Source organism: Micromonospora tulbaghiae, from assembly GCF_900091605.1.
GTDB lineage: Bacteria > Actinomycetota > Actinomycetes > Mycobacteriales > Micromonosporaceae > Micromonospora > Micromonospora tulbaghiae.
Genome location: NZ_FMCQ01000012.1, coordinates 58,840 through 72,150, shown reverse-complemented (window position 1 = coordinate 72,150; position 13,311 = coordinate 58,840). Strand labels below are relative to the sequence as shown.

The 13,311-nt window shown below is 74.9% G+C and carries 9 protein-coding genes; 4 read left to right on the top strand and 5 right to left on the bottom strand.

The annotated features are described in order from the left end of the window. Nucleotides 1-100 precede the first annotated feature (100 nt). Nucleotides 101-2,821 carry an MGH1-like glycoside hydrolase domain-containing protein gene (locus GA0070562_RS27860; protein ID WP_091427506.1) on the bottom strand — a complete coding sequence of 907 codons (2,721 nt, stop codon included), beginning with the start codon at nt 2,819-2,821 and terminating at the stop codon, nt 101-103. A gap of 42 nt (nt 2,822-2,863) precedes the next feature. On the opposite strand from GA0070562_RS27860, the gene GA0070562_RS27855 reads away from it, so the two are divergent. The 4 genes from GA0070562_RS27855 (at nt 2,864) to GA0070562_RS27840 (ending at nt 9,704) form a co-directional block, all read left to right on the top strand. After that, on the top strand, nt 2,864-4,807 hold the full coding sequence (locus tag GA0070562_RS27855; protein ID WP_091427504.1) for an amylo-alpha-1,6-glucosidase: 1,944 nt from the start codon (nt 2,864-2,866) through the stop codon (nt 4,805-4,807). A gap of 126 nt (nt 4,808-4,933) precedes the next feature. Next, nucleotides 4,934-6,259, top strand: a complete 1,326-nt coding sequence (locus tag GA0070562_RS27850; RefSeq protein ID WP_175438897.1) for a glycosyltransferase family 4 protein — start codon at nt 4,934-4,936, stop codon at nt 6,257-6,259. A gap of 80 nt (nt 6,260-6,339) precedes the next feature. Beyond that, nucleotides 6,340-8,775, top strand: a complete 2,436-nt coding sequence (locus GA0070562_RS27845; protein ID WP_091427499.1) for a serine/threonine-protein kinase — start codon at nt 6,340-6,342, stop codon at nt 8,773-8,775. Nucleotides 8,776-8,894: 119 nt separating this feature from the next. After that, on the top strand, nt 8,895-9,704 hold the full coding sequence (locus GA0070562_RS27840; RefSeq protein ID WP_091427497.1) for a metal-dependent hydrolase: 810 nt from the start codon (nt 8,895-8,897) through the stop codon (nt 9,702-9,704). A 1-nt stretch (nt 9,705) separates the two neighbouring features. On the opposite strand, the gene GA0070562_RS27835 is transcribed toward GA0070562_RS27840, so the two are convergent. The 4 genes from GA0070562_RS27835 to GA0070562_RS27820 form a co-directional block, all read right to left on the bottom strand. Further along, nucleotides 9,706-10,014: a hypothetical protein gene (locus tag GA0070562_RS27835; RefSeq protein ID WP_225853162.1), complete on the bottom strand. Its 309-nt coding sequence runs from the start codon at nt 10,012-10,014 to the stop codon at nt 9,706-9,708. A gap of 33 nt (nt 10,015-10,047) precedes the next feature. Next, on the bottom strand, nt 10,048-10,764 hold the full coding sequence (locus GA0070562_RS27830; RefSeq protein ID WP_091427494.1) for a VOC family protein: 717 nt from the start codon (nt 10,762-10,764) through the stop codon (nt 10,048-10,050). Nucleotides 10,765-10,851: 87 nt separating this feature from the next. After that, the gene (locus tag GA0070562_RS27825; protein WP_091427489.1) at nt 10,852-11,445 is read right to left on the bottom strand and encodes a nucleotidyltransferase family protein; all 594 of its coding nucleotides are present in this window, start codon (nt 11,443-11,445) and stop codon (nt 10,852-10,854) included. A gap of 140 nt (nt 11,446-11,585) precedes the next feature. Then, nucleotides 11,586-13,259 (bottom strand): bifunctional 3'-5' exonuclease/DNA polymerase, encoded by a 1,674-nt coding sequence (locus tag GA0070562_RS27820; protein ID WP_372443376.1) that lies wholly within the window; start codon nt 13,257-13,259, stop codon nt 11,586-11,588. Nucleotides 13,260-13,311: the final 52 nt, after the last annotated feature.

Below are 13,311 nucleotides of genomic sequence, written 5' to 3'. Positions count from 1 at the left end.
CCGCTCGAATCGAGCGGGCCGCCCGCCATTTCGCGGATTCTGCGCCGCGCCGATATCGAGCAGCCTCGCCGTCAACGGCGCAAGGTGAGGACCAGGCGCGTCAGCGACGCAAGGTGAGGATCAGGTCGGCGACCAGCGCGGTCCAGCCCGTCTGGTGCCAGGCGCCCAGGCCGGCGCCGTTGTCGCCGTGGAAGTACTCCGGGAAGCAGATCAGGTCGCGCCAGTCCGGGTGGGTCTGGAACAGCTGCGCGGCGCCGTAGATCGGCCGCCGCCCCCAGTCGTCACGGGTGAACAGGGAGATCAGCCGCGCGGACAGGTCGTCGGCGATCTCGTCGAGCGTGCGCTTCACCCCGGACCGGGTCGGGTACTCGACCTGGAGGTCGTCGCCGAAGAACGCGGCGTAGTCGCGCAGCGCGCTGATCAGCAGGAAGTTCGTCGGCATCCAGATCGGGCCGCGCCAGTTGGAGTTGCCGCCGAACAGGCCGCTGGTCGACTCGGCCGGTTCGTAGCCGACGCTGAACTCCTGCCCGCCGAGCGTGACGGTGAACGGCTTGTCCAGGTGGGCCCGGGACAGCGTGCGCAGGCCGTACTCGGAGAGGAACTCGTCGGTGTCGAGCATCCGGGCCAGCAGCCGTACCACCTGGTCCGGTGCGACCATCGACAGCAGGCGCTGCTGGCGGCCGTCCGGCCCGAGCCGGCGGGCGCCGATCACCTCCGCGTACTCGGGGCGGTTGGTGAGGAACCAGCGCAGCCGCGCGCCCAGCTCGGGCAGGCGGCGCATGGTCCGGGCGGTCAGCCGGGTGACCGCTGCGAGCGGCAGCAGCCCGACCACCGAGCGGACCTTCAGCGGCACCTTCGTGCCGTCGGCCAGCCGCAGCACGTCGTAGAAGAACGCGTCCTCGGCGTCCCAGAGCCCCTGGTGGTACGCCGCCGCGGCGATGTACGCGAAGTGCTCGAAGAACTTGGTGGCGGTGTCCACGTACGCGCGGTCGTGCTCGGCCAGCACGATCGCCATGTCGAGCAGGTTGAGCGCGTACATGGCCATCCAGCCGGTGCCGTCGGACTGCTCCAGCGTCCCGGCGACCGGCAGCGCGGCCGAGCGGTCGAACGGGCCGACGTTGTCCAGCCCGAGGAAGCCGCCCTCGAAGACGTTGTTGCCGCCGGTGTCCTTGCGGTTGACCCACCAGGTGAAGTTGAGCAGCAGCTTGTGCATGACCCGGGCCAGGAACTCGTGGTCGCGGGAACCGTCGATCTCGAAAACCTTCAGCGCCGCCCAGGCGTGCACCGGCGGGTTCACGTCCCCGAACGCCCACTCGTACGCCGGGATCTGCCCGTTGGGGTGCAGGTACCACTCGCGCAGCAGCAGCAGGATCTGCTCCTTGGCGAAGCCCGGGTCGACCCGGGCGATGGTGACGCAGTGGAAGGCCAGGTCCCAGGCCGCGTACCAGGGGTATTCCCACGGGTCCGGCATGGAGATCACGTCGAAGCTGTTCATGTGCCACCAGGCGCTGTTGCGCCCGTGCCGGCGGCCCGCCGGCGGCGGCGCCGAACCGGGGTCGCCGGCCAGCCAGCGCTCCACGTCGAAGTGGTAGAACTGCTTGCCCCACATCAGCCCGGCGATGGCCTGGCGCGCGACCAGGGCCTCGTCGGCGGTGGCGGCGGCCGGGATGACGCTGTCGAAGAACCGGTTCGCCTCGGCCCGGCGCGCCCACAGCACGGTGTCGAACCCGTCGCCCAGGTCGGCCGGGGCCGGTGGCGCGGCGGCCGGCGGCGGCGCGGTACGGGTCAGCCGCAGCCGGATCTGCCGCTGCTCACCGGCCGGTACGTCCAGCACGTAGTGCAGCGCGCCCTTGGTGCCGGTGCGGTCCGGGTTGACGGTGGCCGCGCCGGCCACGACGTGGTCGTTGATGCCGTCCTTCGGGTACGCGGACCGCCCGGGCAGCCCCCACAGCCGCTCGGCGTTGGTCTCGTTGTCGCACAGCAGCGGCACCGGGTCGCCGTCGCCCTCCAGCAGGACCTGGCCGAGCACCCAGTGGTCACCGACGAGCCGGGCGCCCGCCCGCTCCCCGGCCGCCTCGCCGACCAGCTTCGGCATCCGGTCGGTGCCGGGCAGGCCCCACGCCCAGGTGTTGCGGAACCAGAGCGTGGGCAGCACGTGCAGGGTGGCGTCCTCGTCGCCCCGGTTCGCCACGGTGACCAGCACGCACATGTCAGTCGGGGACGCCTTGGCGTAGTCGACTGTCACCGCCCAGTACCTGTCGTCGTCGAAGATGCCGGTGTCGACCAGCTCGTACTCGGTGTCGTCCCGGCCGCGCAGCGCGTTCACCGCGACCAGCTCGTCGTACGGGAACGCGGCCTGCGGGTAGTGGTAGCGCCAGCGCATGAAGGAGTGCGTCGGGGTGCTGTCGAGGTACCACCAGTACTCCTTGACGTCCTCGCCGTGGTTGCCGCCGTCGCCGCCGAGGCCGAACATCCGCTCCTTGAGGATCGGGTCGCGCCCGTTCCACAGCGCGAGCGCGAAGCAGAACGTCTGCCGGTCGTCGCAGACGCCCGCCATGCCGTCCTCGTTCCACCGGTACGCTCGGGACCGCGCGTGGTCGTGGGGGAAGTAGTCCCACGCCGTGCCGTGCTCGCTGTAGTCCTCCCGTACCGTCCCCCACGCCCGCTCGGACAGATAGGGGCCCCATGCGCGCCAGTCCTGCTCCCCGGCGTCGGCCTGGGCGAGCCGGTGCCGCTCGGGGTCGGGGGACGCGGAGGTCGACCGGTCGGTGATCACTGGCACATCTTCGACGCCGCCGGGGTACTTCTCCACAGCGGCCATTGTCGCCGTGGCATGTCACACCTCGCTGCCGGTGGAGGAAAGTTGATCGACATCCGTTTCGGGCCGCGGGTCTGCGGCGAGCTGTCCGCCGCCGCCACGCGGGAATGGCTGGTCACGGACGGGCGCGGCGGGTACGCCATGGGCACCGTCGCCGGGCTGCGCACCCGCCGGTACCACGGGCTGCTCGTGGTGGCCGCTGACACGCCCGCGTCCCGCAAGGTGGGACTCGTGAGCCTCGACCCGGCGGTGACGCTGCCCTCGGGGCGGCAGGTCCGCCTCGGCGCGCACGAGTGGTCCTCCGGCGTGGTCGACCCGCGCGGCTTCGAGCTGCTGGAGCACTTCGACCTGGCCGACGGGGTGCCGCGCTGGCGGTGGCGCATCGGCGACGTGGTGATCGAACGGGAGATCGCCATGACGTACGGCCGCTCCTGCGTGGCGGTGGTGCACCGGCTGATCTCCGGCGGCCCGGTGCGGCTGGACCTCTCGGCGGCCTGCACCTGGCGCGACGCGCACGGCGAGCGGCGCGCCGACGGCCCGGCGCCCCGGCTGGAACCGGCGGCCGGCGGCGCGGTGGTCGACGGCGCGTACCGCCTGGCCGGGCCGGACTGGACCCCGGAGGGCCAGTGGTGGCACGGGGTGCGTCACCGCGTGGAGGCCGAGCGCGGCCTGCACCCGGACGAGGACCTCTGGTACGCGGGCCGGTTCACCGGCGCGCTCGACGAGCCCGGCGCGACCCTGTCGGTGCTGGCCTGGGCGGACGACCTGGCCGAGGAGCCGCCACCGGCGACCGCCGTGGTCGAGGCGGCCCGGCGGCGCAGCCGGGCCGTGGTGGCCGCGGCGAAACCCGCCGACGCGGTCGAGGCGACGCTCGCGCTGGCCGCCGACGCCTTCGTGGTACGGACCGCCACCGGCCCGGACGTGGTCGCCGGCTACCCCTGGTTCGGGGCCTGGTCGCGGGACACGATGATCTCCTACGAGGGCCTGTTCCTGTGCACGAACCGGGCCGACGAGGGCCGGGACCTGCTGCGGGCGTACGCGGCCACGCTGAACGAGGGCATGCTGGCGAACACGGCCGACACCGGCCGGGTCGAGTACAACACCGTCGACGCCACGCTGTGGTTCCTGCACGCGGTCCACCGGCACGTCACGGTCACCGGCGACACCGACCTGGGCGACGAGCTGCTGCCCGCGCTGCACGGCGTGGTCGAGGCGCACGTGGCGGGCACCCGGTACGGCATCGGCGTCGACCCGGCCGACGGGCTGCTGGCCCAGGGCGGCCCGCCGGACGTGGCGCTCACCTGGATGGACGCCCGGGTGTACGGGGTGCCGGTGACCCCGCGTACCGGCAAGCCGGTCGAGGTCAACGCGCTGTGGGTCAACGGGCTGGCCGGGCTCGCCGAGCTGACCGAGCTGGCCGGACGCGACGCCACCGCGCTGCACGACCTGCACCGCCGGGCCACCGCCGCGTTCCGGGAGCGGTTCCCCGCCCCGGCCGGCTGGCTCCACGACGTGGTCGACGCGCCGGCGCCCGCGTACCCGCTGGGCGGGGCCACGCACCACGACGACGACCTGCTGCGCCCCAACCAGCTGCTCGCCTGGTCCCTGCCGCACGGCCCGCTGGAGCCGGACGAGGCCGCACTGCGCCGGATCACCGAGGCGCTGTTCACCCCGCTCGGCCCGCGCAGCCTCGCCCCGGACTCCCCCGGCTTCACCGGGCGGCACCGGGGCGGACCCGCCGAGCGGGACTCCGCGTACCACCAGGGCACGGTCTGGCCGTGGCTGACCGGGCCGCTGCTCGACGCGTACCGGCGGGCCGGGCTGCCCACCGACGACCTGCTGGTGGGGCTGGTGGGCCACCTCGCCGAGGACGGCCTGGGCTCGGTGAGCGAGACCGCCGAGGGCGCGGCACCGCACGCGGCCACCGGATGCCCGTTCCAGGCGTGGTCGGTGGCCGAACTGCTGCGCGCGCGGCGGATGCGCCGGTAACGCGTTACAGACCGGCAACCGGCGCGTCGCCGCCGGTTATCGACCCCTGGGCAGGATGGGCGGCGACCCCACCGGACACCGGCGACGCCGCCTGAGGTGGGGACGCCACAACTCAAAGGGGGCCGCGTGTCAGCTGACGCCGAAGTGATCGACATCCAGCCCGCCCGGCGCATGCGGGTGCTGCTGCTCTCCTGGGAGTACCCGCCGGTGCTCGTCGGTGGCCTCGGCCGCCACGTCCACGCGCTGTCGGTGGCCCTGGCCGCCGCCGGGCACGAGGTCACGGTCGTCACCCGCCACGCCGAGGGCGCCCCGCTGGAGGAGTACGCCGACGGCGTCCGCATCGTCCGCGCCGCCGAGGACCCCGTCACGTTCCCCCTCGCCACCGGCTCGCTGCTGGCCTGGACCATGGCCTTCAACCACACCCTCACCCGAGCCGCGCTACGCGCCACCGAATCCGGCACCTACGACGTCGTCCACGCCCACGACTGGCTCGTCGCGCACACCGCGATGACGCTGGCCGAGCACCTGGACGTACCGCTGGTCACCACCATCCACGCCACCGAAGCCGGCCGGCACCAGGGCTGGCTGCCCGAGGAGATGAACCGCACCATCCACGGCGTCGAGCACTGGCTGAGCAACGCCTCCGGCCGGGTGATCGCCTGCTCCGGGTACATGCGTGACCAGGTGGCCCGGCTGTTCGGCGTACCGTCCGGGCGCATCGACGTGGTCGCCAACGGCGTCGACGACCGGGCCTGGCGGGCGCGACCGCACGCGGTCGCCTCCGCCCGGGCCCGCTTCGCCGCGGGCGGGCCGCTCGTCGGGTACGCCGGCCGGCTGGTCTACGAGAAGGGCGTGCAGCACCTGGTGCACGCCGTGCCGCACCTGGCGAAGCGGCACCCCCGGCTGCGGGTGGTGATCGCCGGGGACGGGCCGTACAAGGACGAGCTGGTCGACCAGGCGCGGCGGCTGCACCTCGGGGACACGGTCCGGTTCGCCGGCTTCATGGACGCCACCCAGCTGCCCGCGGTGCTCGCCGCCACCGACGCCACGGTGATCCCCAGCCTCTACGAGCCGTTCGGCATGATCGCGCTGGAGGCTGCGGCCGCCGGAGCACCGCTGGCGGTGGCGCGTACCGGCGGGCTGGCCGAGATCGTCGAGCCCGGGGTGACCGGGGTGACGTTCCCGCACGGCGATCCGGACGCGCTGGCCGGCGCCGTCGACCGGCTGCTCGGCGACGAGGTCTTCGCCCGGCGGGTGGCGCGCAAGGCCCGGACCATGGTCAGCCGGCGGTACACCTGGTCCGCGATCGCCGCCCGGACCGCCGGCAGCTACGCCGCCGCCCGCCGCGACCACGACGCGTTCCAGGCCCGCCGGGCCACCACCCTGCTGGCCGGCGGCCGGTCCCCGATCGCCGTCCCGGAGGGCAACCTGCTCGCCGGAGCGGCAAGTTGAGCGCATGACGCACTGACATGCGATAGGTACCGTCCGATCCGTTGGCTATTGTGGACCACTGACCAGCGGTGAGGAGTGCGGTGCGGGAGGTAGTGATCGCGGGGCGGTACCGCCTGCTCGAACTGGTCGGCCGCGGCGGGATGGGCCAGGTCTGGCGGGCACGCGACGAGGAGCTGCAGCGCGAGGTCGCGGTGAAGCAGGTCGTGCCGCCGAACTGGCTCGCCGAGAACGAGCGGGACGAGCTGCGCGCCCGCACGCTGCGCGAGGCGCGTACGTCCGCGCGCCTCAACCACCCCAACGTGGTGCGGGTCTACGACGTGGTCCGGGTCCAGGGCGAACCCTGGCTGATCATGGAGTATGTCCCGTCCCGCTCGCTCCAGGAGATCATCGAGAGCGACGGGCCGCTGCCGCCCGGACGGGCCGCCGAGATCGGCCTGTCGGTGCTCGCCGCGCTGCGCGCCGCGCACGACGCCGGGGTGCTGCACCGGGACGTGAAGCCCGCCAACGTGCTGCTGGCCCGGGACGGGCGGGTGCTGCTCACCGACTTCGGGCTGGCCGTGTTCGAGGGCGGCGACGGCGCGATGACCCGGCCCGGCCTGGTCCTCGGCTCCCCCCAGTACGTGGCCCCGGAGCGGGCCGCCGAGGGCGTGTCGAGCGTCGAGGCGGACATGTGGTCGCTGGGCGCCACGCTGCACGCCGCGGTGGAGGGCCGCTCGCCGTACGCCCGCAGCACCGCGATGGCCACGCTCGCCGCGCTCGCCACCCGGCCGCCCGACCCGGCCCCGCACGCCGGCCCGCTGATGCCGGTGCTGTCCGGGCTGCTGCGGCGCGATCCGCGTACCCGGCTCGGTCACCGCGAGACGGCCCGCCTGCTCGGCGTCGCAGCGGTGTCGGAGGTCGACGCGGAGGCCGCCGGCTCCGCGGGCCGCGCCCCCGCCGGGTCGTCCGAGCGGCCGGCCGCCGGCCGCGACACCGACGTTCCGGCGGGTGACGAGCCCGCGTCACCGGGGAACCCGGCGGCTCCGGGCGGCATCTACCCGGACCTGATGCCGCCGGCCGCCGCCGCCCGCGCGTGGAGCCGGGCGGCCAAGCGCAGCGAATGGGCCCCGCCCGCCGAGGGCGACCGCGCGCCACCGTCCGGGGACGCGGCCGGCGCCGCCGACCCGGCCGGCCCTTCCGGTACGGCCGACCGCGCTGTCCCGGCCACCCGCGCGGACGCGGGGAGCCCGTCGTCCCCGGCCGGCCGTTCGGGGGCAGCCGGGCGCGTGGACGCAGAGGTTCCCTCGTCCCCGCCCGGCCGGCCGGACGCGAACCGCCGTCCGGACGCGAACAGCGGCTCGGGTGCGGTCGAAGGGTCAGGTGCGGGCGGCGGCTCGGGCGCTGTCGGCGGTTCGGGTGTGGTCGGTCGCTCGGCTGCGGTCGGCCGGGCGGCGCCACCGGATCGCGCCCGGGCCGGTGACCCGGAGCGGAACGGCGCCGGTGACCCGGAGCGAGGCCGCACAGGTGAGCCGGAGCAGGGCGCCTCGGACACGACCCCGGAGCGGCCCCGGAGCGCACCGGCCCGCCCGGGTCCGATCAGCCTCGGTCCGACGGTCCTCACCAGCTTCGTCGACCCGGGCAGCCCGGCCGGCCCGAAGTCGGCGCCCCGCGCCGATGCCCTCAGTCCGGTGCACATCGTCGGCCCCGGCGCCGCGCCGGTCACCAAGCCTCCCCCGGTCGCCCACAGCGGGCCGATCGACAGCGGCGCGGTGCATCCCGCCCCGCCCCGGCCCGCCGGGGTCCCCAGGCCCGCCGATCCCCCGCTGACCTCGCGTGACGGGAACCCGCTGCACCGCTGGGGACTGGTGCTGGGCGCCGTGCTGCTGGCCGTGGCGACGGGTGTGGGCACCGCGCTGGCGATCACCGGCGGCCGCGGCGAGACGCCGCTGGCGGGCAGTTCCACCGAGGCCGTCGTCCGCCCCTGGGACCGCCCGCCCGGGCCGGGCGCGCCGCCTCCGCCGTTCCCCTGCGTCCGGCCCGACGTGGCCGGCACGCCGGTCCGCAAGGGGCCGCCCCCGGACGACCCGCCGGTGACCGTTCCGGCCGGCTGGGTCTGGCCCGCCGACACCGGCGGCTTCCGCATCGCCCTGCCCGCCGGCTGGCTGCAACTGCGCTCCGGCGACACCACCTGCTTCCAGGACCCGGCCACTCGGCGCATCCTGGGCGTCGAGCCGTACCCGGGCGGCGATCCGGTGGGCCGGCTGAAGTCGTCCGAGCGGGATCTGACCTCGGCCGGCCGGCTGCCGGAGTACCTGCGGGTCCGGCTGGAGTCCGACGGCCCGGGCGCGGCGTGGGAGTGCCTCTGGACCGCGCCGTACGGGGAACGGATGCACGCGATGCGCGTCCTGCCCGGCGGACGGGCCGGCTGGACGCTCGGCTGGACGACGTCCGACGCCGACTGGCGCGCCGCCTCGAAGCAGTTCGCCGTCATCCGCGCGAGCCTCGGCACGGTCAAGCCCACCCGTACGGCGGGCTGAGGCGGCGCCCGCGGCACCCCTTCCCCAGTGGACCGTCCGGCTGATGCCCCGCTGTCGCACGGGCTGACTACAGTGGCGTAGCTTTTGTGGATCAAGATCTTCGGGAAGGGCGAGCCGAGATGATGGGACCGTCCCACGCGCTCTCGGGCGCGGCGGTGTGGCTGACCGGCTCCTGGGCGATGGCCCAGTTCGCGGACTACCACCAGACACCGCTGGCGCTGGCGGTGGGCACAGCGGTCTGCGCCGGAGGGGCGCTCTTCCCCGACCTCGACCTGTCCGGGAAGGTCACCCGCAACCAGGGCGGCGCCACGGTGGCCCGCACGTTCGGTGTGGTCAGCCTCTTCGTCGCCGAGGTGATGGAGAAGATCTCGCTCGGCGTCTACTACGCCACCAAGCTCAGCAAGGATCCGCGCCGCAACAACGGGCACCGCACGCTGACCCACACCATCCCGTTCACGGTGCTCGTCGGCTGGGGCACCACCGCGCTGTGCGCCCACTACGGCAAGTGGGCGGTGGTCGGCATCCTCTTCTTCATGATCGGCCTGGCGCTGCGCGGGCTCTTCGACAAGTGGGCCGAGCGCGCCGGCTGGGTGGTGGTGACGCTGGTGTCCGCCGCCGCGGCCTGGTTCACGTTCGCCAACCTGCCCGGCGACCGGGGCTATCCGATGATCGGGCTCGCGGTCGGGGTGGGCTGTTTCGTGCACATCCTGGGCGACATGATCACCCGAGCCGGGGTGCCGATCCTCTGGCCCATCCCGATCAAACGCCGGATGTGGACGATGGTCGGCCTGCCCAACAAGATCGCCCTGCGTACCGGCAGCAAGGCCGAGACGGTGGTGCTGCGCACCGCGATGACGATCCTGTCCGTGCTGGCCGCGGTGGGTCTGGTCGCCCCTTCGGTGCTGCAGCGTTTCGACATCCAGGTGTAGGTCAGCCCGCAGCACGACCGCGACGAGGCCGGCGAACGCGAGCGCCGGCCCGGCCCCGCGCCGGCCCGGCCCCGCGTCGGCCCGCGGCCTCACCGAGCGCGACCGCCGGGGCGAACAGCGGCGGCAGCGCGGCCACGCCGAGCAACGCCGCGATCAGCACCAGCAGCGGGCCGGCCAGCGGGCCGCCCGGGTCGGCGCCGGTGACCAGCGCGTACGCCAGCAGCCCGAGGTAGCCGGCGACCGCCTCCGCGACGACGACGAGCCACGCCGCCGCGGCTCCCACGAGATGACGAGCGACAGTGGTGCCCACGTTGTCCCCTCCCCGTTGGCGCCCGCACCCACCTCAGCGTGGTGCCAGCAGGCAGAACTCGGTGCCGTCGGGGTCGGCCAGCACCACGTCGTCGGGCGCGTGCCGGCCCGTACCGACCCGGGTCGCGCCGAGTGCGAGCAGCCGGTCGATCTCCGCGTCCCGGTCACCGGTGGCGATCAGGTCCAGGTGTACGCGGTCCCGGTCGCCGCGGTCCATCAGCGGCGGACCGCTCCAGGTGACCTTCGCGCCTCCGCGCGGCGACTGGATCGCGGTCTCCTCGTCCTGGTCCCAGACCAGCGGCCAGCCCAGCGCCTCGCACCAGAAGAGGCCGGCGGCCCGCGTGCCGTCGCAGTTGACCGCGCCAACCGGGCCGCAGCCGGCGAGGAAGGTGTTGCCCGCCCCGATGACGCAGAGCTCGTTGCCCTCGGGGTCGGCGAGCACCACATGGTCGTCGTCCGGGCCCTGGCCGATGTCGATGTGCCGCCCGCCCAGCGCCAGCGCGCGGTCGACCGTCTCCTGCTGTGCCTGCGGCGACGCGCTGGTCAGGTCGAAGTGCACGCGGTTCTGCACGGTCTTCGGCGCATCGCTGGGCAGGAACCGGATGCGGAAGTCGCTGTGGGCGTCCGGGCCCAGCGCCACGCCCTCGCGCGGGTCGTCGAGGATCTCCCGGCCGAGCACCCCGGACCAGAACCGCGCGAGCCGCCGCGGGTCGCCCGCGTCGAGGCTGACCGCGTACAGGTGAACCGCCATCTGCCCGTCTCCGATCCGCCGCCGTCGTCGGCGGCAAGCCGGAGCCTAGGCCGGACAGGTCCGGCCGCGCAGCCGGATTTCGGGCCGTCAGGCGCCGACGCGCTGCTCGGGAATGGACAGGCCGTAGAGCGCCATCAGCTCCGGGCTGTCGATCCGGCTGCCGTCGGCCACCGAGTCGCATGCGATGTCGACGATCTGGTCCTTGTGCGCCAGCAGGTACGGCCGCGCCCCGACGTCGGCGCTGGCGAGCGTGGCGATGCCGGACCAGTGCCGGCGGCCGAACAGCATCGGGTAGCCGCGCAGCCCGTCATAGGTGGCGCAGACCAGCACGTCCGGGTACGGCAGGGCGGTTACCCGGCGAACCGCGGCCGTGGTGAGGCCGGGCATGTCCACCGGCACCACGACCACCGCTTCGATGTCGTCGTCGGTGAGCGCGGCGAGCCCGGCCCGGATCGAGGAGCCCACACCGGTGCCCCAGGCGCGGTTGACCACGACAGTGGCGCCGCTGAGGTCGGTGGTCTGCCGCACCTGCTCGGCCGCCGCGCCCAGGACGACCACGACCTGTGCGCAGCCCGCCTCGGCCATCGTGTCGATCATCTGGCTGACCAGGGGCTTCTCGCCCTGGTGCAGCAGCGCTTCGGGTCCGCCGATGCGGCGGCCGCCACCGGCGGCGATGATCATTGCAGCGATCCGGTTCAGCGGTGCCCCCTCGATCAGGGGACGGACCGGGCACAGCCGCCCGGTGCGTCCCGTCGTACGCACACCGGATCCAACGAGCGCGGCCGGGGGCGGGTAGCGGGGCAAAACGGAAAATTGCGTGACTATGCCGCGTCCGCGTAGCAGTCGACAGTGGACAGGTCGAGCGGGAATCGGACCGGGGTCTCGCCGAACAGCAGCCGGGTGGCCCGCGCACCGGCGGCGGTGACCGCCTCGGCGACCGCCGCCGCCTGCCCGGCCGGACAGTGCACCACCACCTCGTCGTGCTGGAAGAACACCAGCTCCGCCTCCGCGCCGGCCAACTCGGTGCGGAGCGTGGCCAGCAGCGTGGAGGCCCACTCGGCGGCGGTGGCCTGGATGACGAAGTTGCGGGTGAAGCGCCCGCGTGAGCGCGCCGCCCGGGCCGACGGGCTGTGCGGGTCGGCCTCGCCGTCGGGCAGCGCCTCCTCCCCCTCGGCGAACCCCGCCGACCCCGGCGGGCAGGTGCGGCCCAGCCAGGAGCGGACCAGCCCGCCCGCCTCACCGGTGCGGGCCGCCGCCTCGACGTAGCCGAACGCGGTCGGATAGTTCTTCCGCAACACCGCCAGGGCCGGCACGGCCGCCCCGCCGGTCTGCCCGTACATCGCCCCGAGCAGGGCCACCTTGGCCTTCGCCCGGTCACCGGCGAACGCGTCCCGGGCCAGCGCGGCGTAGAGGTCGCCGGCGCCGCCCGCCGCGGCCAGCCGCTCGTCGCCCGAGACCGCCGCGAGCACGCGCGGTTCGAGTTGGCCCGCGTCGGCCACCACGAACGTCCAGCCCGGGTCCGCCACCACTGCCTGCCGGATCACCTTCGGGATCTGCAACGCCCCACCGCCCCGGGTCGCCCACCGGCCGGAGACCACACCGCCGGGCACGTACTCCGGGTGGAACCGGCCGCCGGACACCCAGGCGTCGCGCCAGGCCCAGCCGTGCGCCGTCCAGATCCGGTACAGCTCCTTGTATTCAAGGACCAGCGGCGCCGCCGGATGCTCCACCCCGCGCAGCACCCAGGCCCGCGTGTTCGGCAGCTCCACGCCCGCCCGGGCGAACGCCCGCAACAGCTCCGCCGGCGAGTCGGCGTGCACCTGGCGTACGCCGAACGCATCAGCGATCCGCGCCTGCAACTCGGCCAGCCGGCGCGGCGGCCCGCCGACCGGTGACGCCTCACCGAGCAGGTCGGCGAGGATCGCGCCGTGCACGTCGGCGCGCCAGGGCAGACCGGCCGCGCCCATCTCGGCGGCCACCAGCGCGCCCGCCGACTCGGCGGCCACCAGCAGCCGGAACCGGCCGGGGTGGGTGGTCGCGGCGATCCGGGCGAGCTGGTCGGCGTACACCCGGGTCAACGCCGTGATGCCCGGACCGGACGGGCCCGACGGCGGCTCGAAGAGCGCGGCCTGGGCGTGGCCGGGCGGCTCGGGCGGGCGGGGCGCCGGGTCCGGCGGGACCGGCGCGCCGGTCAGCCGGGCCCAGGCGGCGGGCAGCGCGCGGGGCTCACCCCAGCGGCCCGCGTGCCCGAGCAGCAGGGCCTCGGTCAGCTCGACGTCGTGGCAGCGGTCGAGCCGCACCCCGGCGCGCAGCAGCGCCGGGTAGACGCCGGCCCAGGCGGCCCAGAGCCAGCGGGGGTGCCCGGCGGCCTCCCGCGCGGCCACGGCGGCGGCCAGGTCGGCCACCTCCTCGGCCGGGCCGGCCTGGGTGCCGTCGGCGTGCAGCGGTTGCAGCACGCCGCCGCCCCGCTCGTCCGCCACCACTGCCACCAGCACGGACGCGATTCTGCCCGGTGCCACCGACAGCGCGGGGCCCCGGCTCGTCGAG

Bases quoted from the DNA above. Each gene is read 5' to 3' on its own strand.
- GA0070562_RS27830 (WP_091427494.1), bottom strand. From the start codon at position 10,764: ATGGCGGTTCACCTGTACGCGGTCAGCCTCGACGCGGGCGACCCGCGG.
- GA0070562_RS27860 (WP_091427506.1), bottom strand. From the start codon at position 2,821: ATGGCCGCTGTGGAGAAGTACCCCGGCGGCGTCGAAGATGTGCCAGTG.
- GA0070562_RS27825 (WP_091427489.1), bottom strand. From the start codon at position 11,445: ATGATCATCGCCGCCGGTGGCGGCCGCCGCATCGGCGGACCCGAAGCG.
- GA0070562_RS27840 (WP_091427497.1), top strand. From the start codon at position 8,895: ATGATGGGACCGTCCCACGCGCTCTCGGGCGCGGCGGTGTGGCTGACC.